The 19304-nt window shown below is 59.6% G+C and carries 25 protein-coding genes and 1 pseudogene; 11 read left to right on the top strand and 15 right to left on the bottom strand.

What is annotated here, in order from left to right; all coding sequences use genetic code 11:
• Positions 1–913: 913 nt before the first annotated feature.
• Positions 914–1807: a non-homologous end-joining DNA ligase gene (ligD, locus tag JQ553_RS21670; protein WP_212502401.1), complete on the bottom strand. Its 894-nt coding sequence runs from the start codon at positions 1805–1807 to the stop codon at positions 914–916.
• A 156-nt stretch (positions 1808–1963) separates the two neighbouring features.
• Between ligD and JQ553_RS21665 the strand changes: the two genes are divergently transcribed.
• From JQ553_RS21665 to JQ553_RS21655, 3 genes are all read left to right on the top strand, one after another.
• A complete protein-coding gene (locus JQ553_RS21665; protein WP_212502051.1) occupies positions 1964–2149 on the top strand; it encodes a DUF3606 domain-containing protein in 186 nt (61 codons plus the stop codon).
• A 55-nt stretch (positions 2150–2204) separates the two neighbouring features.
• Positions 2205–2480, top strand: coding sequence for a low affinity iron permease family protein (locus JQ553_RS21660; RefSeq protein ID WP_312015182.1), 276 nt, complete (start codon positions 2205–2207; stop codon positions 2478–2480).
• A gap of 112 nt (positions 2481–2592) precedes the next feature.
• On the top strand, positions 2593–2754 hold the full coding sequence (locus tag JQ553_RS21655; RefSeq protein ID WP_212502049.1) for a DUF2934 domain-containing protein: 162 nt from the start codon (positions 2593–2595) through the stop codon (positions 2752–2754).
• 143 nt (positions 2755–2897) lie between these two features.
• On the opposite strand, the gene JQ553_RS35120 is transcribed toward JQ553_RS21655, so the two are convergent.
• The 4 genes from JQ553_RS35120 to JQ553_RS21640 all read right to left on the bottom strand — a co-directional run bounded on the left by JQ553_RS35120 (position 2898) and on the right by JQ553_RS21640 (position 4668).
• A complete protein-coding gene (locus JQ553_RS35120) occupies positions 2898–3086 on the bottom strand; it encodes a hypothetical protein (RefSeq protein ID WP_312015181.1) in 189 nt (62 codons plus the stop codon).
• Positions 3074–3247 carry a hypothetical protein gene (locus JQ553_RS35115; RefSeq protein WP_312015180.1) on the bottom strand — a complete coding sequence of 58 codons (174 nt, stop codon included), beginning with the start codon at positions 3245–3247 and terminating at the stop codon, positions 3074–3076. The genes JQ553_RS35120 and JQ553_RS35115 overlap by 13 nt, the downstream gene beginning before the upstream one ends.
• Positions 3248–3632: 385 nt before the next feature.
• Entirely contained in the window at positions 3633–4151 is a 519-nt protein-coding gene (locus JQ553_RS21645) for a DUF4142 domain-containing protein (protein ID WP_212502048.1), read from the bottom strand.
• A gap of 328 nt (positions 4152–4479) precedes the next feature.
• On the bottom strand, positions 4480–4668 hold the full coding sequence (locus JQ553_RS21640; RefSeq protein WP_212502420.1) for a hypothetical protein: 189 nt from the start codon (positions 4666–4668) through the stop codon (positions 4480–4482).
• A 902-nt stretch (positions 4669–5570) separates the two neighbouring features.
• On the opposite strand from JQ553_RS21640, the gene JQ553_RS35110 reads away from it, so the two are divergent.
• The 3 genes from JQ553_RS35110 to JQ553_RS21625 all read left to right on the top strand — a co-directional run bounded on the left by JQ553_RS35110 (position 5571) and on the right by JQ553_RS21625 (position 7141).
• On the top strand, positions 5571–5717 hold the full coding sequence (locus JQ553_RS35110) for a hypothetical protein (RefSeq protein WP_312015179.1): 147 nt from the start codon (positions 5571–5573) through the stop codon (positions 5715–5717).
• Positions 5718–6139: 422 nt separating this feature from the next.
• Positions 6140–6436: a hypothetical protein gene (locus JQ553_RS21630; protein WP_212502047.1), complete on the top strand. Its 297-nt coding sequence runs from the start codon at positions 6140–6142 to the stop codon at positions 6434–6436.
• A 372-nt stretch (positions 6437–6808) separates the two neighbouring features.
• Positions 6809–7141, top strand: coding sequence for a hypothetical protein (locus tag JQ553_RS21625; RefSeq protein WP_212502046.1), 333 nt, complete (start codon positions 6809–6811; stop codon positions 7139–7141).
• A gap of 151 nt (positions 7142–7292) precedes the next feature.
• Here the strand turns inward: JQ553_RS21625 and JQ553_RS21620 are convergent, their stop codons facing one another.
• Positions 7293–7481, bottom strand: coding sequence for a hypothetical protein (locus tag JQ553_RS21620; RefSeq protein WP_212502045.1), 189 nt, complete (start codon positions 7479–7481; stop codon positions 7293–7295).
• Between the two features lie 845 nt (positions 7482–8326).
• On the opposite strand from JQ553_RS21620, the gene JQ553_RS21615 reads away from it, so the two are divergent.
• Complete coding sequence (locus tag JQ553_RS21615; protein WP_212502419.1) at positions 8327–8497, top strand: hypothetical protein; 171 nt, start codon at positions 8327–8329, stop codon at positions 8495–8497.
• 1064 nt (positions 8498–9561) lie between these two features.
• On the opposite strand, the gene JQ553_RS35315 is transcribed toward JQ553_RS21615, so the two are convergent.
• Positions 9562–9750 carry a hypothetical protein gene (locus JQ553_RS35315; protein WP_249144504.1) on the bottom strand — a complete coding sequence of 63 codons (189 nt, stop codon included), beginning with the start codon at positions 9748–9750 and terminating at the stop codon, positions 9562–9564.
• A 990-nt stretch (positions 9751–10740) separates the two neighbouring features.
• Here JQ553_RS35315 and JQ553_RS21610 point away from each other — a divergent pair.
• Positions 10741–11040 (top strand): hypothetical protein, encoded by a 300-nt coding sequence (locus JQ553_RS21610; protein ID WP_212502044.1) that lies wholly within the window; start codon positions 10741–10743, stop codon positions 11038–11040.
• 234 nt (positions 11041–11274) lie between these two features.
• Here JQ553_RS21610 and JQ553_RS21605 read toward each other — a convergent pair whose 3' ends face one another.
• The 4 genes from JQ553_RS21605 to JQ553_RS21590 form a co-directional block, all read right to left on the bottom strand.
• The gene (locus tag JQ553_RS21605; protein WP_212502043.1) at positions 11275–11457 is read right to left on the bottom strand and encodes a hypothetical protein; all 183 of its coding nucleotides are present in this window, start codon (positions 11455–11457) and stop codon (positions 11275–11277) included.
• Between the two features lie 193 nt (positions 11458–11650).
• The gene (locus JQ553_RS21600) at positions 11651–11866 is read right to left on the bottom strand and encodes a hypothetical protein (protein ID WP_212502042.1); all 216 of its coding nucleotides are present in this window, start codon (positions 11864–11866) and stop codon (positions 11651–11653) included.
• A gap of 442 nt (positions 11867–12308) precedes the next feature.
• On the bottom strand, positions 12309–12593 hold the full coding sequence (locus tag JQ553_RS35310) for a LuxR C-terminal-related transcriptional regulator (protein WP_212502041.1): 285 nt from the start codon (positions 12591–12593) through the stop codon (positions 12309–12311).
• A 486-nt stretch (positions 12594–13079) separates the two neighbouring features.
• On the bottom strand, positions 13080–13328 hold the full coding sequence (locus tag JQ553_RS21590; protein WP_212502040.1) for a hypothetical protein: 249 nt from the start codon (positions 13326–13328) through the stop codon (positions 13080–13082).
• Positions 13329–14010: 682 nt separating this feature from the next.
• On the opposite strand from JQ553_RS21590, the gene JQ553_RS21585 reads away from it, so the two are divergent.
• Entirely contained in the window at positions 14011–14190 is a 180-nt protein-coding gene (locus JQ553_RS21585; protein ID WP_212502039.1) for a DUF2934 domain-containing protein, read from the top strand.
• A 410-nt stretch (positions 14191–14600) separates the two neighbouring features.
• Here JQ553_RS21585 and JQ553_RS34945 read toward each other — a convergent pair whose 3' ends face one another.
• Positions 14601–14726: a hypothetical protein gene (locus tag JQ553_RS34945; protein ID WP_283817277.1), complete on the bottom strand. Its 126-nt coding sequence runs from the start codon at positions 14724–14726 to the stop codon at positions 14601–14603.
• Positions 14727–15422: 696 nt separating this feature from the next.
• A complete protein-coding gene (locus JQ553_RS21580) occupies positions 15423–16016 on the bottom strand; it encodes a hypothetical protein (protein ID WP_212502038.1) in 594 nt (197 codons plus the stop codon).
• 305 nt (positions 16017–16321) lie between these two features.
• Here JQ553_RS21580 and JQ553_RS21575 point away from each other — a divergent pair, with 305 nt between their 5' ends.
• On the top strand, positions 16322–16483 hold the full coding sequence (locus tag JQ553_RS21575) for a hypothetical protein (protein ID WP_212502418.1): 162 nt from the start codon (positions 16322–16324) through the stop codon (positions 16481–16483).
• 278 nt (positions 16484–16761) lie between these two features.
• On the top strand, positions 16762–16923 hold the full coding sequence (locus JQ553_RS21570) for a DUF2934 domain-containing protein (protein WP_212502037.1): 162 nt from the start codon (positions 16762–16764) through the stop codon (positions 16921–16923).
• Positions 16924–17186: 263 nt separating this feature from the next.
• Here JQ553_RS21570 and JQ553_RS35305 read toward each other — a convergent pair.
• Positions 17187–17297 (bottom strand): annotated as a pseudogene (locus tag JQ553_RS35305) (PEPxxWA-CTERM sorting domain-containing protein); the annotation flags it as partial.
• A gap of 1182 nt (positions 17298–18479) precedes the next feature.
• On the bottom strand, positions 18480–19256 hold the full coding sequence (locus JQ553_RS21560) for a hypothetical protein (RefSeq protein WP_212502035.1): 777 nt from the start codon (positions 19254–19256) through the stop codon (positions 18480–18482).
• Positions 19257–19304: the final 48 nt, after the last annotated feature.

The raw sequence follows: 19304 nt of genomic DNA, 5'->3' as shown, positions 1-19304 counted from the left end.
GCAGAAATCCACTGCTACCGCGAACTCGACTAGATTGCCGCTCATCGTTCAATCCTCTCGGCGGTTGTGTAACTCGCCCGGCAGTTTGGAGTTCCTACCAAAAACCGGCACCCTGATTGAGCAGAAAAAGTTCTGCTTAGATCCCAAAGCCCGACGTCCGCGCGTTAGAATTGATCCTCGATGCGGCCGTGCGCCGGGGGAGCCCGGTTCTTCACCTTGATCCAGTCATTACACCGGCCTTCGCCGCGTGGTTGGCCAGCGATCCGCGCTACAGCTTCTCGCGAGACGCAGTGACCGGCCTCGCCGGAGGCCCATCCGTCTCACGGCCATTTTCCGCGATCTTGCGCGGATCGCCGACGCCGGTTGTGCGGATGTCAATAACGTCGCGGGCTACCATCTCGGCAAGCGCGTCATCACGATCGAGAATGCCCAGCAAATGAAGAGCCTGGTCGAAAGCCTTGTTCAGAAGTTCGACTTCCTCTGGCGGGTGCTCGTTTTTTTCAGCAGCAGATTAATTGGCATCGTCCTAGGTCCTTAGGCCGGCTCACCCAGTCCCGCGCGGCCTTATAGCACCGAATTTCCTTCACGGCGGAGAACTGCGGTCCGCGCCCCTCACGTTTGGACAGGGCGAAGTCAGCGAGTGGCGGCAGGGTATAGCCGAGCTTTGCCCTGGATAAAATGAATGCCGGCCCACGGTCTGACGTTCTGCGATCGCGGCGGCGCTGGGTCCCCTCGTCGTCTGCACGAGCAGGCCGGCCGCTGCGACAAGCAGCAGCACGGCGGAGACGATGACGGCGAGGCAGAAGCGATCCATGAGATCCAACACGGCGCCCTCGGCCTCCGTTCCAGAACCCGCGGAAGCGCTCTGGGCATGGGGCGACTCACTGTTCACAATTGCGCTTGTCGATCGCCATCACTGGTCCTCTCGCACGCCCCGGAAGAACGGATGCCGCACCTTGCCCTCGCTGGATTTGGCGCGGTACTCGATCTCGGCCCTTACCTCCGGCTCGACCCAGATCGCCTTGTGCGCGATGCGCCTGGTGTAGGGCTGAGTCTTGCGGATCAGCGGCGTCAGGCGCTTGCGCAAGTCGGCGATCGAGGCCTTGTCGAAGCCGTGGTCGACCTTGCCGGCGTAGATCAGACCCTCGCCCTTGCGCCGGCCGACATAGATGCCGTCCCATTCGTCGCCGTCGAGCGCGAAGCCTGCGATCGTCAACGTCTCGCGCTGCGCGCAGGACTTCTTCACCCAGTCGCGGCGGCGGCTGCCGGTCGGATAGACGCTGTCGCGGACCTTGGAGACGACGCCCTCGAGCCCGACCCTGCAGGCGTGCGCGAACATCTCGGGGCCATCGGCCTCGAAGCTCTCGCTGAACTGGATGTGGCTGCCGGCGATGATCTTTTTCAGCTCGGCCTTGCGCTCAAGCAGCGGCAGCTTCCGCAGGTCGCGGCCGTTGAGATAGAGCAGATCGAAGGCGACCAGTACGATCCTGCCGGACTTGCCGCGCAGCTCGTTCTGCAGCGCCGAAAAATCCGTGGTCCCGTCGGCGCCTGGCACCACGATCTCGCCGTCGACGATCGCGGAGGATGCCGAGATGTGCCAGGCGTCGTCGGCGACCTTCCTGAAGCGGGTGGTCCAGTCGTTACCGCGCCGGGTGAAGATCTTCACCGTTTCGTTGGCGAGGTGCACCTGGACGCGATAGCCGTCGAACTTGATCTCGTGAATCCAGCGCGCGCCGTTCGGCACCTTGTCGATCGGCGAAGCCAGCGCCGGTGCAATGAAGCCGGGGAAGGGCGCCTTGGTGCCGATCGCCGGCGGCTTCCTCCGCTCAAACGCTACAACACACTCCGTAACTCAAACAGGTGATTCAAAACTGAAGCAGGCGCAATCGTTCCGGCGGCTGCGGCCGGCCGGAACCGATCAAGGTTAACCCGCGTTGGCTTTGAACAACAATGGGAGAGAGGAATGGCAACAAAGGCGAAGAAGACCGCGCGGGGCCGTAAGCAGGACCGGGCGAGTGTCGCGGGCGGGCAAAATTATGAGGTTCGCTACGAGGCCAAGAAGACGCGGAAGTCGGCGGCTTCGGTCAAGAAAGCCGTGAAGAAGGTCGGCAATAGCCGCAGGCGCGTGGAAAAGCGTCTCGGCGCGTGAACCCGTGAGGCAACTTCTCACAAATGCCGGGACATGGCTATCAAGCCCATGGGCCGTGGCGGCCATCGGTCTTTACGCTGTGCTGTGGCTAAGTTTGGATGCGGCAACGCTCAACTGGCACGGCGTCGCCACACTCGCCACCCTGCTGATGACGCTGTTTATCCAGCGTTCAGAGCATCGCGACACGCAAGCCATTCACGCCAAGCTGGACGAACTCCTTCGGGTTGACCGCCAAGCGCGCGACGACCTTGCCAGCATCGACGAGCGAGAGCCCGAAGAGGTCGAAAGCTTCCGCGACCATCAGAGCGACACGCCACGACACACTGCGTAACTCAAAGGTGATTTAAAACTGACACAGCCGCAAACCTTCCGGTAGCCGCCGGCTGGAACCGGTCGAGGTTAGGCCGCGTTAGCCTCGCGGAACTGGGCTGAATGAAAAAGCAATGGCTGAACCGACTGACGACGAGATACGCGCTCTCGCTCATAGGCTGTGGGAAGCGGCTGGGCGGCCTGAAGGCCGCGACAAGGAGTTTTGGGAATTGGCCGAACAGGAATTGCGTAATAGGGACAAATCATCCCCGCTTCGCACCCCCGATATTCTTTAGGTGAACAGAAACTGCTCAATCTGTTTCGGGATCGGCTGGGTCTGCGAGAACCACCCGCACCTTGCCTGGACTGAAGATCCGATGGGCTGTCAATGGAGCGGGTATGTGATTGCCGGCGCGAGCAAGACGCCATCGATGTACCATCAGGGGCGCAGCGGCAGCGCCAACTGTGCGCCGATCGGCCGGCCGAGATAGCTCTCGATGAAATCTGTGAGGCTGTCGGACACCTCAAGACCCTCGGCGCCGATCCGCCCCTCCAGATCGTGGGCTACTTCAGCGGACGCGTCGCGCGCCCAGCCCTCCGCCGGGTTGAAGGCGACTATCCGCAGCACACAGTCGTATTGGCCCGAGAGCAGGTCCTTGACAGGGTCGGATAGTCGATGCCCTCGTCGGTCTCGCGGAAGGCCGCGCCGCTCGTGAAGTCCTCGAGCACGAGATAGAAGTTTCGGTCCAGCCGGTCGTTCGGAATGATGGAAGGCGCCTGGGCGGCCATTACGCAGTGCTCCGAATGAACGGACTCCAAGGTACGGTGGCGATGCGCCTAAAACGAGTCCTTGTGAAAATCCGGATTCATGAATCGCATGTGTTAATGACGGAACCGGAAGGATTGGGGAAAGTGGCTGTGCTGCCCGAGTGAGCGCGGGCAGCTTCGAGGAAGAGCCCCTTGGCCCCGGCTCTTGAAAGACCTCCCGAAATCCCCAGGAGCTGGGGCCGCTCCTTTTTCTTTGCGAACAGGTCTATGCCGCCCCGTGGACTTCGCGTAGGTGCTGCTCTCATGCAGCACGAGCCAGCCCCGATCCATCGCCCGAATCGGCAGCGCCCGTGCTCGCCCGGTCCCAGGACTATCCGGACGATGTGCCCGCTTTACCGGGGGAAGATCAGCGACCAGATCCCTTTGTCTGATGGCCGCCGAGCGACTCGGCCATTTCAAGGTGCTTCTTCAGCACGGGCAGCGTCCCCTGCGCGAAGTTGGCGACCGAACCTGATTTCTTGCTTTCCTGTTCGAACTTGCTGATGTCCTTCTTGTGGTCTTGAACCATGTGCTGAGCAAATTGCTTATCGAACTGCTGGCCAGAGAGTTTGTTCAGTCTGTCGTATGTCGCCTTCTGCTCGGTGTTGACCGCCTCCGGTGGGCTCATCCCGATTTCCTGTGCCACCGACTTGGCCTTCTCAAGATTCTGGGTGTGGTCGCTCTCCAGCGTTTGTCCGAACTGCTTCACTTTGTCGTCCGCGCCTTTTTGCTGGGCCAGCTGTCCCATTTTGACTTCCGCCATATCGCCTTGCATCGCCTGCTTCAAAAAGGTTTCATCTGCTTTGCCATCTGCTTTGCTGCCCTTGCTATTTTGCGCTTGCAAACCGCTCAAAGTCAGCACGCTTGCGAGCGCCAGCACGGCCATTCCAATCGGCTTCCTGCTCATAGTCCCCTCGGATGTTTGACTTTCGCGCCTCGCGAAGCGCGAGGCTACCGCGGGAAAGCAAAATGATGAGTGTTTGTTCCTGTTGTTCCCACCGTTGCCGGGGGTGAGTCTCTCCTCAAGTGTTAGCTCATTTGATGAGCCCGTCGAACTTGCTCGGCAGAGGCACCGGATTGAGCGCAAGAACCGCAACCGCGAGTTGGGCGATAAGCCGACTCAGCGCCAATCTGCCGCATGTCGCATGGCTGTCGCTCACGTGTCTGGAGCGCAACGCTGGCGCGCAGCCGGTGAGGCGGCCCGCGAAACGACTTCAATGGGTCGTGGCTGGAATCGTCTCGATCACGCTCCTGTCCTCGCCGCATACCGTGACGGAGCGACCGGTCTCCAGGGCTATCTTCCGGGCCACCGTCTTTGCGACATCCTCGTCTGCGTATTCGAGCACGATGATGCTGCCTTTTCCCGAGAAGGCGGTGGGGTTCGACACGGTGACGATGGTCAAGGATTGCTTCTGGCTCACTGTGGAGACCGAAGGCCGGGGGATCGCAGCGACTCGCTGATTTGCGAGCCGGTCGCAGCCTGTCGGGCCCTCTTCAAAAGGCCTTCACGGTCAGCCCCGGGGGCCAACACGTCAGCCTGTTGGCGGAGGCGGATTGCCTCGTCAGTTAGACGTTCTTCCAATGATTGAGTTTGCTTGAAACGACGCCGCTTTTGCATGGCGCGTGACGGACGCGGCCCGCGCCGTCGTGCTCTGAACATCGACCCTCATTGGCTGCGTCGGAGCTGAGATGACGAGGACGAAAATCGATCTTCCCCTGCAATTCCCGCCCCGTCGAGAATATGAATTTATGGCTCGCAAACAGCGATGGCTTCTCATTCGTGATCAGCTTCGCGAGCACCACCGGTCCCGGCTTTCACGGGCGTCCCGGCTACGTTGCGTCTTGGCGCGCTAACTCTGACTCCAGCGGCGCGATCAAGGTTAGTGGATCGCCATTTAAAACCTATGATGACGCTGAGAAGGCCTGCAATAGGGTGTTGGAGCATTTATGCGTCGAATAAGACCCAAGTGGTGAGCCCGCCATCCGGCTCGGCCGGCAAGTGTGATGACCGGCACTCTACGCCCCTTGCATTTTGTTCTCTATTCGTTCACGATGACCGACATCACCTGATAGGCAGGCAATGCCCGATATTGAGTTTATTCGCGGAGATCGAGCGCGTGCGCGCGCAGGTTGGTCGCCAGCGTAAGGAAATCCTCCAGCTCCAACGGGCCGAGGTTTCAACTGCCTCTGCCGAAACGTTGCTCCAGCGAATGCTCGACAAGCTCGATACCCTTTGCGCCGAGCGAGACCGGCTCAAGAAGGACGTGCCCGGCCCAACCAAGGGGAGGGTCTTGGGAGGTCGGCAATGGTGAGCCAACCATTGCGATGGTTCGATGATGAGACCAACCCGCCGTCGTTTCTCAAGGCCCTTGAACAAGCGCGCCGTCAGGCGACGCGCGAGGGCTGGTGCTATCACCACGTTCAAGCAATCATGCTGGCCATTGATCAATAAGCGGAAGCGGCCACTGGCAACCGTGACTATTTTTTAAACCGGCCATACAGCATCGGCGGGTCGAGGAAGTCGGGCGACGTGCCTTGATGGTGGCGCGAAGCTCCGTTGTGGAAAGGTTGGTAGTTTGCCGCGCATTGCGCAATCAGCCCAAGCCGAAGCCACAGGCGGGATGGTAATTGAGATTGCAAACATTCCCCGCGGCTTCTTTCGGTTCAGCTCAGCGTGCCAAGCTCTTGCGGTAATCGTCGATCATCGTGACCGTCACATCGGCGGGGTAGCAGAGCGGCGCAGCTCCTCCCGGTCGTGAATAGGCGCTCCTCGCGCCGCATGCTCGACCGTTGCGCATGCGATCATCCGGGCAAGCACATGGATGGCCTGTGGCGTAGTACCGGTCCCGGCTGGTCTTCACGATGATGGCGGCAATGGCTGCCGCGGTCAGTGCAATCTCGGCCTTGCGCCTCGTGTTCGATGGCGGAGCGGCGGCGTTCGGTTGGATTGCCTTTGCGCTCGGTGTCGGTGAAGGGCTCGGCGCAGGCTGGGGCTTGATCATTGGGGCGTCGAGTGGCGCTTCAACGAAGGCGATGGGGCTTGTGGTGCCCCGTGCGGCCGGTGTACCGGCTGACGGCATCGGCGCAGCCGGAGGAGCAGCCTGCCGACCTGTTGAAAAGGCGATCAGGGCGATTAGCCCTAGTAGAACGATGACGGCCCCGCCCGCATAGGCGTATTCAAGACCAACCAATCCATCAACCCGCGCAAGCTGTGCCGGGCGCGAAAACACAGTAATGCGTGAGCAGACGGTGGCCTGAGCCGGTCCTAGGAACAAAACGTCTCTGCTACTCCTTGGTCTCTCCCATACAGCGGAGAGTGACATGCGAATGCAAAAGGCGATCTTCATAACAGCATTTGCCGCGTTGATCGCGACAGCCTCAGTCCATCCCTCATATGCTCAAGGAGGCGGTGGTGGCGGGGGAGGCGGCGGCGGTGGTGGGGGCGGTAGTGCCGGTGGCGCCTCTGGCAGTGGCGCATCGTCGGGAGGCGCGGCGGGATCGCCAAGTGCGGGCTCGGCGGCCGGATCGCGTGGCGCGACTGGAATGTCGCAAAGTCCCGGGAATGCCACCGGACTGAATAACTCCAGCAACGCCCCCAGCAAAATCGACAACACGCCGAGCTCCAATCAGGGCACGACAACCGGCCTTGCCAATCCATCGCAGCAAAACCAGCTCAATGGCGACCTGCAAAACTCGACGAGTCCGCCCCAAGGCACCAATGCGGCTGGCACCGCCAATTCGTCGGGTGTGGGCGGTGGCGGCACGCTGGGGTCAAACGCGCCGACGACGACAAGGGAGGGAGCGAGCGACGCGCAGATCGATACCGAAAACAGGAGGGCCGATCAGAAGACGAAAAGCATCTGCAAGGGCTGCTGATGCAAAGGCCGGGTCGTTCGCGGAATTTTCACCAAAGCTGTCCTACGTCAACGTCTTGGGACGAGGCGAGCTGAGGCGGTTCCTCGCGCAGGGGAACCGTTCACCAACTAAGGCTTGGTTTCTGCTCGCCTAAACCAGAACAGCCCAAGACCTACTTTTCCGACTGCAAGAGTTTCGTGGTGCGCTCCAATTCTGCGGCTTGATCCGCTATTTTTTCGTATTCCTCTGCAATCCGCAGCATGCGACGCTTTAACTCGACATTGTAGAAACGGGCCGCCTTAGTACGCGTCTCTTCCGCGCGATCCCGCCAATGTTTCGGATTGTGAAGGAAGTTGCCCACAGCCAATTTCCTCGACTAAACACCCTTGGGCCCGCCGCCGAAACAGATCGCCGCCAAGGGTGCGCCACGTGATCCAGAATATAGGGGAAGGCTATAGGTTCCACTCAGGGTCCAAATTGTCCAGCACGCGCCACGTTCTCTGGCCGTTTGGTTGATACTCGCGAACGCAGTAGGAACGAGCTCTGTCAAGCCCGGTTGCCGTGGCGTTATGGTACATGCCTGCGGCCCCAGTCTTATCGGGGTCGCTTTTTTTGTTTCGGGTCGATTCAACAGGACTATTCCCCGAGAGCGGCGCCAGCCTAGGCGCGTGATAGGAACGTCGGGACGGTTGCGGAGTCGGTCCCTTGCTCCCGGCCTGCCCCCCAATTTCCAGAACCGGGAGAAAACCCACCCCACTGGGTTGGCGATCCTCGGCGTCTTTGATCACCTTCGCGCCGGGGGTCGTTTGGGCCCGTGCCGAACTATTGAGATATCCAGTCCTTGCTGAACGGCACAGCGTACCCCGATCCGGTCGTGCCAGTTCGGCACGCTGTTCACGGCGCCTGCCGCGCCGCAGACGGAGCAGACGAGACACCAACCGACGCGCGACCACGGTTGATCTTGGGGCAGGGCGTCCAGGCGGAGATCGACTCTCCGCCTACAGCCGCCGTGACACTGGATGTTGCAGGTGACGTGTCCGTCAGCGAGCCAGTCCGCAGGACTGCCAGGCGGGTAGTGGCCTGACCATTTCTTGTATCGGCGGCGATGCATTGGCGCATCGAAACGATGTCGCCACGGGCTTGAAAATTATCAATCTCTTGGGGATCGGAACGCGCGAGGGTGGGTGTTAAAAAGAGCGCCCGCTGATGGCCGACTGGGCGACCTATTGTGGAGCCCGCCTGCAATCAGGTGAGGAAATCGGCACGAAGGCGCTTAGCCTGCTGAGGCTGTGCCTAAGTTCAGTGGGCGCGACGCCGGCAGATGCCAGCAAGGTGTCGCGGGCGCCGGAAGAGCCTGAAGGCGATCTGCTCGACTGACGCCTTCCGGATCGAGCTTCAATCGAAGCTCGCTGCATTCCGCTGAGAGGCATGTCGGTGCTGCGGTCATTCGCGACAACTTGTTTGGACTAAGGGCGCGGCTGTACTCGTCGAGAGCGAAAACTCAAGCGTTTGTCTTTCTTTTGTGTTAGTGACGTGGAACACACAGGCTCGCGCTGCTCCGGTTTAGCATTTGGTCTTAACGCGGACCAAGGAGTCGCGCCATGAGTGAACAACCATCGAGAGGCGTTCCCGACTGGCTCGCCGTCGACATAACGGTGATAATTGTTTCGCTGGCCATTGTAGGCGCGGTCATTTGGATCGCGCCCTAAGCAAGACATACCCGTTCTCGCCAACTTCCGACGCGAATGACCCCAAAGCAGTCCTTTCACCCCCACCGCCCCACGACAAAGTGCTACGCTCGTGCTCCCATTTGCGTGGTCTCCAGAGGACGGCACATGCGGCGGCGAGAATTCAACGTGGGTACGGCGACAATGGCGACGACAGGCTTTGCCCAGCCTAGTTGCGCCCGGACGAACGCTCGGAATTGGTCATGTGTGAGAAGTGCGTGGAGCTGGACGAGAAGGTCGAGCACCTCAAAGCGCTTTCCGCGCGTATCACAGACCGGGTCGCGCTAGATGGGATCGCTTGCTCATAGCTGAGTACGAAGCCCAGAAGCGCGACCTTCATCCCGAACGAAGAGATTAGACGGTGCGCTGCATGCGACAACCTTTCCATCGCATGCCTCGTCCCTCAGCCGTGAACAGCGTTGGAACTTAGAGCGTCGCAACGAATTATGGTTTCCGTTCCGGGCGGGCAGACTGAGGAAAGGGAAGGCCATGCGACGACGCTACGGGAAGCAGGATGCCCTCGAAGTGCGACTGGTCGAGGAGGCCAAGGAGCTCCGAGAGCGGGCGAAACTGCTTCCGGCAGGTGAAGAGCGAGAGGCAGTCTTACACAGAGTTCGCCAGAACGAGGCTGCGGCCCATATGGCGGGATGGTTGCGATCATCTCCCGGGCCGAGATCGTCGGTCTAATACGGTTTCGCCGCCAACTCAGGCGGCTTATTTTTTGGCCGAGGCTTCTCGTGCTAATCGTGCAGCGCGGAGCCGTTTCATGTTCTCTTGGCGTGCTTCCTCCGCAAGCTGATGCTCCCGCATCGCCTGCTCGGCATCAAGCCGACGCTCGGCGTCTCTGGCCCTGCGCTGTTCTGGTGTCAGTTTATCGCGTTCGCTCGGAAACTCTTTTGACATCCAAAAGTGAACGCGAAGCGGGCACGATAGTTTCTGCCAACGCTGGCGTCGCCCATCATCAATATGAAGGATAGCAGCCAGACCGGAGGCTCTCATTCAAACGCACAGTGACAGGCTGTCTCATCCGACAAGGTCACGACTCCCGCTACGCTGAGTTTGCGCTCGGCCGAGCGCACACCGAGGGGGATGAGACGGCTCTGGCGCGTATCCCTGACAGCCCGCGCGCCGGGGCCGTTCCTCGCGAGGGGAAAGGCCTATTCTGGGAGCCTCGGTCTGGGTGATCTCACCCGCTCCGTCACCCGCGCGCTGCTTTCGGCTTGGCGCGCTTTCCGCAGCAACTCGTCGCGGCGAACGCCGCGTGGCATGCCGCGAGCTTGCAGGCGCAGGTTGGTCGCCTCCTGCGCTAGGCGCTGAGCAAGTGCCAACGGTTGTTGGACACGACGACGCTTCATTGTGACGCTACTCCTTGTTGCACGACGTGCAGGCGGACTGCACAGAAACGTCGCCCCCGTACCGAGGGACACAGACAGCGAATGCCAGTGCCAACTCTGATCCCTATCGCGGTGTTCCTACAGGGGACCTCGCGTTACAGGAACCGCTCACCATGGCCCGCGTTTCCATCGCGCAAAATCTAAGACGCAGGGAGATGCCCGAGGGACTCGATACTTGGAATTGCTGGTCTCTTCGGCATGTTCGGAGTTCTCGCCGCGCTCTATTGGCGCCTGGTCCGCTGACGTGCAGAGGGAGAGCAACATGCGAATGCGACAGGCGATCCTGACAAGTGCATTTGCTGCGTTGATGGCGACAGCCTCAGTCAATCCCTCCTGTGCCCAAGGTGGGGGCGGCGGAGGTGGGGACGGTAGTGCCGGTGGCGTCTCTGGCGGTAGTGCATCGGCGGGAGGCGCGGCAGGGTCGCCGAGCGCGGGCTCGGTAGGCGTCGGATCGATTGGCGTGCGTGGGACGCCGCAAGGCGCCGCGAATGCTGCCGGAATGAATAGCTCCGGCAACGCCCCCAGCGGTACCGCCGACTTGTCGAGCGTCAATCAGGGCACAACTACAGGCATCGCTAACCCACCGGCCAAGCCGCTCGATGGCGATCTGCAAAACTCGGCCAACCCACCCCAAGGCGCCGACGACGCAGGCCTCAACAATCCGTCAGGCGCTGGCGATGGCGGGCCGCCGCACCGAAACGTCCCCACGACGACGCGGGAGGAAGCCAGCGACGCCCAGATCGATAGCGAGAACAGGAGAGCCGACCAGAAGGCGAAAAGCGTCTGCAAGGGCTGCTAGGCAGGCTTTGTGCCTGCTGAGATAGCCCGCTCGATCTCGGCTGCCAACACCCTGTGGTGTTGAGCGATGCGGTCGAATAGTTCGCGCTTTGCCTTGTCAGTTGCCAAATCACGGATCAGCTCACATTCAGAACCTGCACCCGCAGCTTTTCCAAGTGTGCCTGCATGTCCTTCATCGGATGGTCTCCCAGCGTCTCCCGTGGGCCATGGCCCAGCGTATCGGCCGGAGGCGGCCTTACCTCTCGGGCTTCAATCGAACCTTGATCAGCGCGTCAATAAACTTCTTCGCGCTGTGGATTGCGCTTTCGCGATCAAAAGCCGTTCCGACCTTGTCCTTGTGATCGCACTTAACCGTCCAACGCCAGCCGTTAGGCGAAATCTTCCGGACGACGGTATACTCGATGCCGCGATATTCCATCGGCATGCCTCCCTGACATGATGTAGGCGGGAGCGCAAACCGGTCTCTCAGCCACCGACGCCCACGGATAAACCGTTGCCGGTGATATGGGCCATAATTAGCTGCAATCGAGAGGCTCCCTCCAGAGAGATCGCCGCTTCATTGGCCGTTGGCGGAGGTGTTGCTAGTTAAAATGATTCCGCCAACTGAGGTCCTACTTTTTCAACTCCATCAAAATGCGCTCACGATCTTCATAATGCCGCGCAAGCATTTCTTTTAAGGTGGCGAGAACGATTTTTGCCCGCTGAGACTCGCGGCCCTCTCGGTCCAACTCCACGATCTGTACCTCCTGTCGCGCAAGCCTGGACACGCCTTCAGATATGTTCCGTTCGGCTTCCTTTAATTGCTCTAGCAGGGCTGTACGGTCCATGGGGCCTCCGCCTTGGCGGTAGCCTTCAGGTCTCCACAGCGCGAATTAACGGCCGGTTAATAAGCGCCCGCCGTGGGATCGTGGCATCGCGTCCTATGAAACCCGACCTGCGAAGCGTCTGAGATAGGAACCTGGCCGTCCGAATAAAAGTTGACCATTGCTGTCTGTGCCCCTCTCGGCGCGGGCGGCATATGATGCGCACTTCGCCCCCAGCTCTCGGAACAACCCCCCTTGCCCCCTGGGAGCTGGGGCTTTTTTACGCAGTTGGTTCCGCCCCAATTCAGACATCAACAGAAACAAATTAGGACAGACGAAATTCACATATGTGTTCGCGGGAACCAAATTAATCGGGAAAGGATAGACTACCGGGGAGGCTGGCGCTTTTCATTTCGAAGATTTTTGAAACCCGGAGGGTCGCTGTTTCCAAGTTGCAGCGGCCCTTTTATTTTGGACACTCGCGGACCAAACCCTTTTGCCGCGGCCAAGGGGCCAACCTCCCGGCAGCGTCCATAATCTCAGCAGCAGAACGGATATTCAGCTTCCTGAGCAAGCGGAGGCGCTGGGTCGCGACCTGTGCCTCTGTCCCGCCGATCTGGATGGCGATCTCACGATCAGACTGCCCCAGAGCCATGCGCCTGAGGAGTTGTTTCTCTCTGGCCGTCAGAGGCCTGCCTTCTGCGAGCGTCACGAGAGGAATAGGGCGAATGCTGCGAAAGCGATGGAGCATAGGCCCAGCACCACGACCCAGGCCCGAAAGAGCATGTCACCGCCCATGACATTACCTCCGCGTAAGCGAGACGGAGGCTACGACCGTGAGGTTTGGCAACGCAAGTGCGGATTGCGCCACCACCGCAGAAGCAGGAGAGCACCATTAACCGAAGCGGCCGTCCCCGCGATAGGAACGAGCACTGTCCGGCCCGGTTACAGTGGCGTTGATAAGGTAACGGCCTGCGGCCCCAGTACGTGATTGGGTCGCTTTTTGTTGGCGGCGGCCGTGTCGCGTCTCCAAAGATTTACAAGCCGTCAGGTCTCTCTTCACCTTGCGACCGATGGCCACGGTTGCTGAACCAGCTAGGCTGAAGTAAGCGGCGCTCGTTGTCGCAGTTGCACTTGGCGGCAACCATTAGGGCAAACTTGGCCCCAGTTCCCTCGGAGGATCTGGGGTCCTTTTATTCAGGCTATGCTGAGCGCGTTGCGGCGGTGGCAGCCTGCGTCACCTGCGCGGGCGGCCAATCACCACGCCGATCAGGAACGCAACAGCGATCGCCGGCAGGGGCGCCTCCCGCGTCCAGCGAGCCAGGCGGTCGAGTGGCGCGCCGGGTTTTCGACCCGCATCGATGGCGTCAGCAACAGTCTGCGTTGTGGCCTTGACCGTCTCCGCAGCCGCCTGAACGGCCTCCTTGGCCTCGTCGAGTTTACTCCGCCCATCGCTGTGTTGCAGCGGTTCGCCTTCGCCGATCATTTGGGGTTCTCCATGGACCGCAAAAGATCGACGTTCTTGATGGAAAGATGTTCCTAGCCCTGGTCTGGGCTTGGGGCGCGGTCATCTAGATGAAAGCGGCGATAGCGGTGATCGCCATGGAGCAAAGCCCCAGCATTATGATCGACGCGGTATAGAGTAGGTCTCTTCCCATCGCGCAACTCCACATTGCGCGACCAACATAAGTTATGCGCGTTCGAGGCCGCCAGTGCAGTTTGTGCCAGGTTAGCTCGACGACGGCTCCATCAAGCCCGAGAAAAGCACGACGAGGGCCACCAGCGTTAGGGCTATCGAGATGAAGCAGGCGATCTCAATCCAATCGAATCGGCGTTCGGTCATGCCGGAACGCTGATCCCGTGAGTTCCGGCCGCCTTGATCCAAGTCAACCGCCCGACACCTTGCGGCAGCGTTGCGAAGCGCCTGCATAGGAACCGACCGGTCTAAATAAAAGTTGGCGATTGCCGTCTGTGCCCCTCCGGCACTGCGGCGGGATACGATGCCCACTTCGCCCCAGCTCTCGGAACAACCCTCTTGCGCATGGGAGCTGGGGCTTTTCATTCGATCGGAAGCTCGGAATGCCGGCGTTCTCGCATTTGTCGCTTGTGCGGCAACGCTCGCAAGTGCGGTGTGAAAGAGCGATCTCAAACCAAGCGAAGAGAATACAATGGCGACGGAAGATCAAATTCGGAATTACGCGCACCAACTCTGGGAAAAGGCCGGCCGTCCCGAAGGCAGAGATGCTGAGTTCTGGCACGCGGCGGAAGTCGAGTTGAACGCCGAGAGCGAGAGCCCTGACACGCCAACTCAGCCCGACCAGCCCAACAGCAATAGTCTTCCCGTCTGATGATCGATCCGGATTGTCCCATATGCCTCGGCATCGGCTGGGTGTGCGAGAACCATCCCAAGCGGCCTTGGTCTGAATGGGGCTGTCAGTGCGGAGCGGGGATGCCCTGGGAGTGTCAGGCCCCTCAGGACGGAATTGAGGAGCCTGACGTCAGCCAAGTTCTAGAGCGCGATGATATGCAGGTAGAACGCCAGCAAGATCGCGATGCTCAGGATGACAATCCCAATAAAGAACCTGCCCATTAGCGGCCGCTCTCGCGTTGTCAATTCAGCGATCTTCCGGTCCCGCTGCCAAAGTTTCCCGAGGTCCCTGTAGCCGGAAGAAAACGTCCAGGGTTGGCGGTGCCGGTGCACCTTCCGTGCGTGGCGGCCGTTTCCTGTCGGAACAGTTTGCGCAACTGGGACGTCTCTCTAGGAGACCATCCATATCACCCAGGTCAGAATGGCGGCGGACACCACGACCGGTGAGAGCCCGATCGCCATCGTCACCCAAAAGCCCCGGTCCCGCAACACCTCCCGGCCAGTGTATTCACGCACCGCACGTCTCCCTACACGCGACGCCTTGATCTGTAAGATATAGCCCAAAACAGTCGCGGCAACATCGGAACAGGCCCTCGCGAGATTGATTGAGTTCGCATGGAGCGCCTCTTTCTAGTCGTCATCACCTCCGGGCTGCTGATGCTCGCTACGGCGGCGACGATCCTCGTGGCCCACAGGAACGACAAGGCGGCCTCCATGATCCGAACGAGTCCCCCGGTATCGTTCGTGCCGGCGAAGGAGCCGGCGGCCACCGGCCCACCCAACCGTCGAAAATAGTTGCACTGAATAACTTCGGCTCAGCGGCAAACTCGGAATTCACCGGACAGGCAAGGGGCGACTAAGCCCACGGTGACACCAGTAATCCCAAAAAAATACGCCGCCGGGCTCGAAATGCACTGTCCCGGCGACGCCTGTGTCAAGCTGGGTCGCTGAAATGCCAGCAACGGTCGAATCGCAACGCGCGTGCCAACGGCGGGCATAGCGCATCGAAGCGATGTCGCCGCGCAGATGCAAATTATCAATCCCTTGGGGATCGGAACGGGCGAGAGCTACAGCGCGCCGTGGGTGGGGAAATCTCAGGTTAGATTGATAGCTGGCCGTCGTGAATGAACGGCTGCGGGCTGCAGTGAGGTGGTGGGGTGGAGTGGCATGCTACCTTGCCAAAGCGCCCGTCCGAGGTGACCGCAGCGGGCGCTATTTGGGTATGCCTTGATAGTCCTTGTCAGTCCCAAATCTGGTTTCCGTATCATAACCTAGTTCGAGCCTCGCAATCCCGTTGCGCAAAAGCTTTAGATCATCCCGCGACACAGAGGATCGTTTCTGGGATCGCATATTCAACGCGATAGTGAATGCTAACTGAAGGTGCATCGGACGATTGCTAATTTCCTCGAACCTCCAACCGCAATTGACCAGAAAGAATGCCTCGGCCAAGTAGGCTGAGGGTTCGTTGTCAATTCGTAAAAACTTCTCTCCGTGTCCAATAACATGAAAACCGGCATGCACCGATTCATGAACTATCGTGCCCTGTTCTGCCGAAGACACTGATCCATAGTCTTCGCTTTTAAAAAACAGAGTTCGCTTTCTAGGAGAATACTGCGCTTCAGCAGAAGGAGTGGAGAGAGCTGATGGGTCAGGATCTGTGAACAGTTTGCCATTGTTCAACCTGTCGACAACCTGGTTGAGGATGGATCGGTTGACAGCCCGCGAGCCGCAATGAAAATCGATTTTCTGAGCCTCTCGCCGCTTAAGTGTTCCAACGATCGTTTCTCTGAGCTTTTCACTATCCATCGCTATCTCCTGGCGTACTGGGTGCCTACACGCAATCATGGATACGCGCTGTCGCGCTGCTGGCCGGATTCAGCCATCGCCTAGACCCGTCGCCCAAGTCACCCGATCTACTATTGGACCGCAGCCGTCGTGCGTTCGTTCAATCCGCGCGCTAATGCCGCAACTGCCACCTTCCGCTAATGCACTGCGTCGGCTGAGGTCGGCACGCGTCTGGTGGCTGTAGAGCAGGGAGTGATTTAGCGAAGCAGCGGTTCCCGATCAGTTCCATGTGCGATCATCCCAGTATCTCGGGGAGAATGAAGGACATGAAGGCGCACCTGAAAAAGCTGCGTGTTCAGGCTGAGGAATGCGACCTGATCAGCAAATTCGCGACCAACGCGACCAAGAGAGCGCTCTTCGCCAAGCTTGCGCCGCATCATCGGACGCTGGCCGATGCGGTTGAACGCACCATGAAGGCGTCAGAATAGGCTGCTCGTTAATGTTTGGGAACCTTCTGCCTCGTTAATGTTTGGCAGGGAGGAAAGAGGAAGCGGGCATGGGTCAGATTCGACGGCGAGTAATCCAAATCGAAACTCTCGAGCAGCGGTTAGCTCAACGAGCCCAAGAGTTTCGCGATCGGGCGAAGGCGATGCCACCCGGTGTTGAGAAAGAGGCTCTGTTGCAACGGGCCAACCAGGCTGAGACCGGCGCACACATGAGCGAATGGCTGTTGTCGCCGCGACCGCAGGCGCTAATGGAGTAGAGCGTGCCCGAGCCAACGGAAGAAGACATCAATGTGCGCGCCTATCAGATCTGGGAGCGTCACGGCATGCCCAAAGATCGTGACGATGATTTTTGGGAATTGGCGAGGCAAGAGCTGTTGAACCAGGACAAATCTTCGCCGCTACGGACGCCTGATACGCCGTGATCGATCCGCATTGTTCGATTTGCCCATAGCCTCGGGTGGGTCTGCGAGAACCACCTCATCTCGCGTTGGACCGACGGCGCAAGCATGTGTGGGACAGGGATGCGCTGCGACTGTCAGCGCTCTAATAATGTCGATGCCGGAATTGAAGAGCCGCACGTAAGTGGGGTTCTCGAAGAGGCGCCAACTCGCAACAGCGCGCGGCCGGGCAGCACGATCGGATCGTCAAATTCCCGGTGCCAACCGATCGCGCGCTGTGCCAAATATCAGGTCACGCTGAGCCCGTTGCGGCGGCGGTAGGTCGCGAAGCCGAGGCCGCAGAAACCCAGGATCAACATCGCCCAGGTGGAGGGTTCAGGAACGGCGGCGACGTGCGGAGTCGCCGTTGCGGCAAAGGGAAAATAAAAGTCAATTTGTGCCGAAGCGATTGCGTCGGCTCGCGCTTGGAGAATCGAGGCCACACAACCTTCATCAGTACCGCAGATCGCGGGATCAAAGTTGGAAATAGCCGTTGCCACATCGGTAGAATATGCAAGCTGAAAATTTTGAAGGAGAGTTGCAGGATCTGAGGTAAATCTTACGTCGACAGTGTTGTTGAGAGCAGCATCAGCTGCGAAGGCCAACAGCCTTGAACCGTCATAAAAATAGAAGCTAGTCACCGGGCTCGAGAGTGCAGAATCGACAAGGTTGATTGACGTGATCGTGGACAACGTTGCATCGCCAACGATCGTTCCAGTTATCGTATCGCCCGCGAGATTGGTGCCAGAGACATCGTACACTACGGCGTGCGCTGGGCTGGTTGCGATGAGAACCATCGCGCAGACTGCCGATGCGATAAAAGGCAGCTCCTGAAATTTTCTTGCCACGACCCCACCCCGAAAAGGTTGAATCAACAATTCCATTTCCATTTCCACTTCCGGCAATGGAACTAGGCTAGCAGGGCTACGGAACCCCGAAAAGTGCAAAAATTGACGGACTGGGCGGGACCGTCGCTCCGTTTGGGGCGGAGCGGCGATCCCGCGCGATGTACGGTCGGGGCGATGTGCGTCGGCCAATCCGCACGACTATCGAAATGGTACAGCCGACAACGCCCGCGGCAATTGCAATTCTGAACTAGCCCCAACGGCGAATTTCATCGATAGGAAATCGCTATCTCCATCCCTTGGAAAAAGGTGCCGCATACCCAATCCGGTCATGCCAGTTGGGGACGATGTTCACCGCGCCGGCTGTCCCGCAGACTGTGCAGACGAGACACCAACCGACGCGCGACCAGGGCCGGTCCTGGGGGAGGGCTTTCAAGCGGAAATCAACCCTGCGTCCGCAGCCGCCGTGGCATTGGATGTTGCAGGTGACGTGGCCGTCAGCGACCCAGTCGGAGGGACTGCCGGGCGGGTAATGGCCTGACCATTTCGTGTATCGGCGGCGACGCATTGGCGTATCCAAGCGATGTCGCCGCGGCCTTGCAAATCATCAATTCCTTGGGGATCGGAACGCGCGAGAGCTACAGAGTGTCGTGGGTGGGGAAAGGCTCCGCGTAATTATAGGTCACGCCCTGATCCTCATTTCCGGTTGCCTGAATACATCTCTGCAAGCTTTTCAGGTCCAGGATAGTCTCCCTTCCAGAGCTGGGGAAAAGGTTGTCGACTAAGGACCAACGGTTCGAGCGCGGCAATCTCAGACGACAAGATATCACTCTCCAACTTTACTCTCGAATACAAGGCAACGCCGCCTTCAACGGCGACTTTCTTAATGGCAGCCCATTCGTCGGCCGAGAACGGCCGGGCAGAGCCAGCAAGCGCGGATCTTGCTGCAGTCATCGCGCGGATCGAGTTGTCGACGAAATAAGTCGTTAAACTCTGAGCATTTTCGTCTCCCCAGACAGAGCGTCGGGTCATGTTAAGTGCTCCGACACTTGCTTCGAGGCGTTCGAATGCCACGCCTCTTTTTTCGTACGCCCCGAGCCCGGACAATGAGAGCGACCGATCCATGACCTCCAGATGGGCCGTGATGTTCTCAATCAAGATCTTAATATCGACTAGATCGGCTGCCCGGCGCTGCAGCCGATCGTAGTGCGCAAAATTGTTCTGCCGCACGAGTTCTGAAAGCTGCCTCTGCATCGGCAGCACGGTCCGATATGCGGCATAACCGGCAACTATAGCTGCAAGCAGCGCAACGATCGCACCCAGTGCGTTACCAGCGAATCCTATCCACGCGTCCGGGCTGGCATGCTTGCTCGCGTGCCAAATCGGCCCCGCGATCCCCAGCCAACCCACCGTCGACAAAATCCATAAAACTGCGACCGCCGTCGCAACACCCGGCCAACGTGAATCACGCATGGGCTGAGGGTAACGCAACCACAGCGCGCGCGAAAGCGCATCGCTCCC

It is taken from the genome of Bradyrhizobium lablabi (genome assembly GCF_018131005.1).
Classification (GTDB): domain Bacteria; phylum Pseudomonadota; class Alphaproteobacteria; order Rhizobiales; family Xanthobacteraceae; genus Bradyrhizobium; species Bradyrhizobium lablabi_D.
This window is presented reverse-complemented; position numbering and strand designations above follow the sequence as displayed.

Coding starts and splice junctions, on each gene's coding strand:
- JQ553_RS21665 (WP_212502051.1), top strand. CDS start 1,964: ATGGCAACAAAGGCGAAGAAGACCGCGCGGGGCCGTAAGCAGGACCGG.
- JQ553_RS21655 (WP_212502049.1), top strand. CDS start 2,593: ATGGCTGAACCGACTGACGACGAGATACGCGCTCTCGCTCATAGGCTG.
- JQ553_RS35115 (WP_312015180.1), bottom strand. CDS start 3,247: ATGGCCGCCCAGGCGCCTTCCATCATTCCGAACGACCGGCTGGACCGA.
- JQ553_RS21645 (WP_212502048.1), bottom strand. CDS start 4,151: ATGGCCGTGCTGGCGCTCGCAAGCGTGCTGACTTTGAGCGGTTTGCAA.
- JQ553_RS35110 (WP_312015179.1), top strand. CDS start 5,571: ATGGTGAGCCAACCATTGCGATGGTTCGATGATGAGACCAACCCGCCG.
- JQ553_RS21630 (WP_212502047.1), top strand. CDS start 6,140: ATGGCTGCCGCGGTCAGTGCAATCTCGGCCTTGCGCCTCGTGTTCGAT.
- JQ553_RS21625 (WP_212502046.1), top strand. CDS start 6,809: ATGTCGCAAAGTCCCGGGAATGCCACCGGACTGAATAACTCCAGCAAC.
- JQ553_RS21615 (WP_212502419.1), top strand. CDS start 8,327: ATGGCCGACTGGGCGACCTATTGTGGAGCCCGCCTGCAATCAGGTGAG.
- JQ553_RS35315 (WP_249144504.1), bottom strand. CDS start 9,750: ATGTCAAAAGAGTTTCCGAGCGAACGCGATAAACTGACACCAGAACAG.
- JQ553_RS21610 (WP_212502044.1), top strand. CDS start 10,741: ATGAATAGCTCCGGCAACGCCCCCAGCGGTACCGCCGACTTGTCGAGC.
- JQ553_RS21605 (WP_212502043.1), bottom strand. CDS start 11,457: ATGGAATATCGCGGCATCGAGTATACCGTCGTCCGGAAGATTTCGCCT.
- JQ553_RS21600 (WP_212502042.1), bottom strand. CDS start 11,866: ATGGACCGTACAGCCCTGCTAGAGCAATTAAAGGAAGCCGAACGGAAC.
- JQ553_RS35310 (WP_212502041.1), bottom strand. CDS start 12,593: ATGCTCCATCGCTTTCGCAGCATTCGCCCTATTCCTCTCGTGACGCTC.
- JQ553_RS21590 (WP_212502040.1), bottom strand. CDS start 13,328: ATGATCGGCGAAGGCGAACCGCTGCAACACAGCGATGGGCGGAGTAAA.
- JQ553_RS21585 (WP_212502039.1), top strand. CDS start 14,011: ATGGCGACGGAAGATCAAATTCGGAATTACGCGCACCAACTCTGGGAA.
- JQ553_RS21580 (WP_212502038.1), bottom strand. CDS start 16,016: ATGGATAGTGAAAAGCTCAGAGAAACGATCGTTGGAACACTTAAGCGG.
- JQ553_RS21575 (WP_212502418.1), top strand. CDS start 16,322: ATGAAGGCGCACCTGAAAAAGCTGCGTGTTCAGGCTGAGGAATGCGAC.
- JQ553_RS21560 (WP_212502035.1), bottom strand. CDS start 19,256: ATGCGTGATTCACGTTGGCCGGGTGTTGCGACGGCGGTCGCAGTTTTA.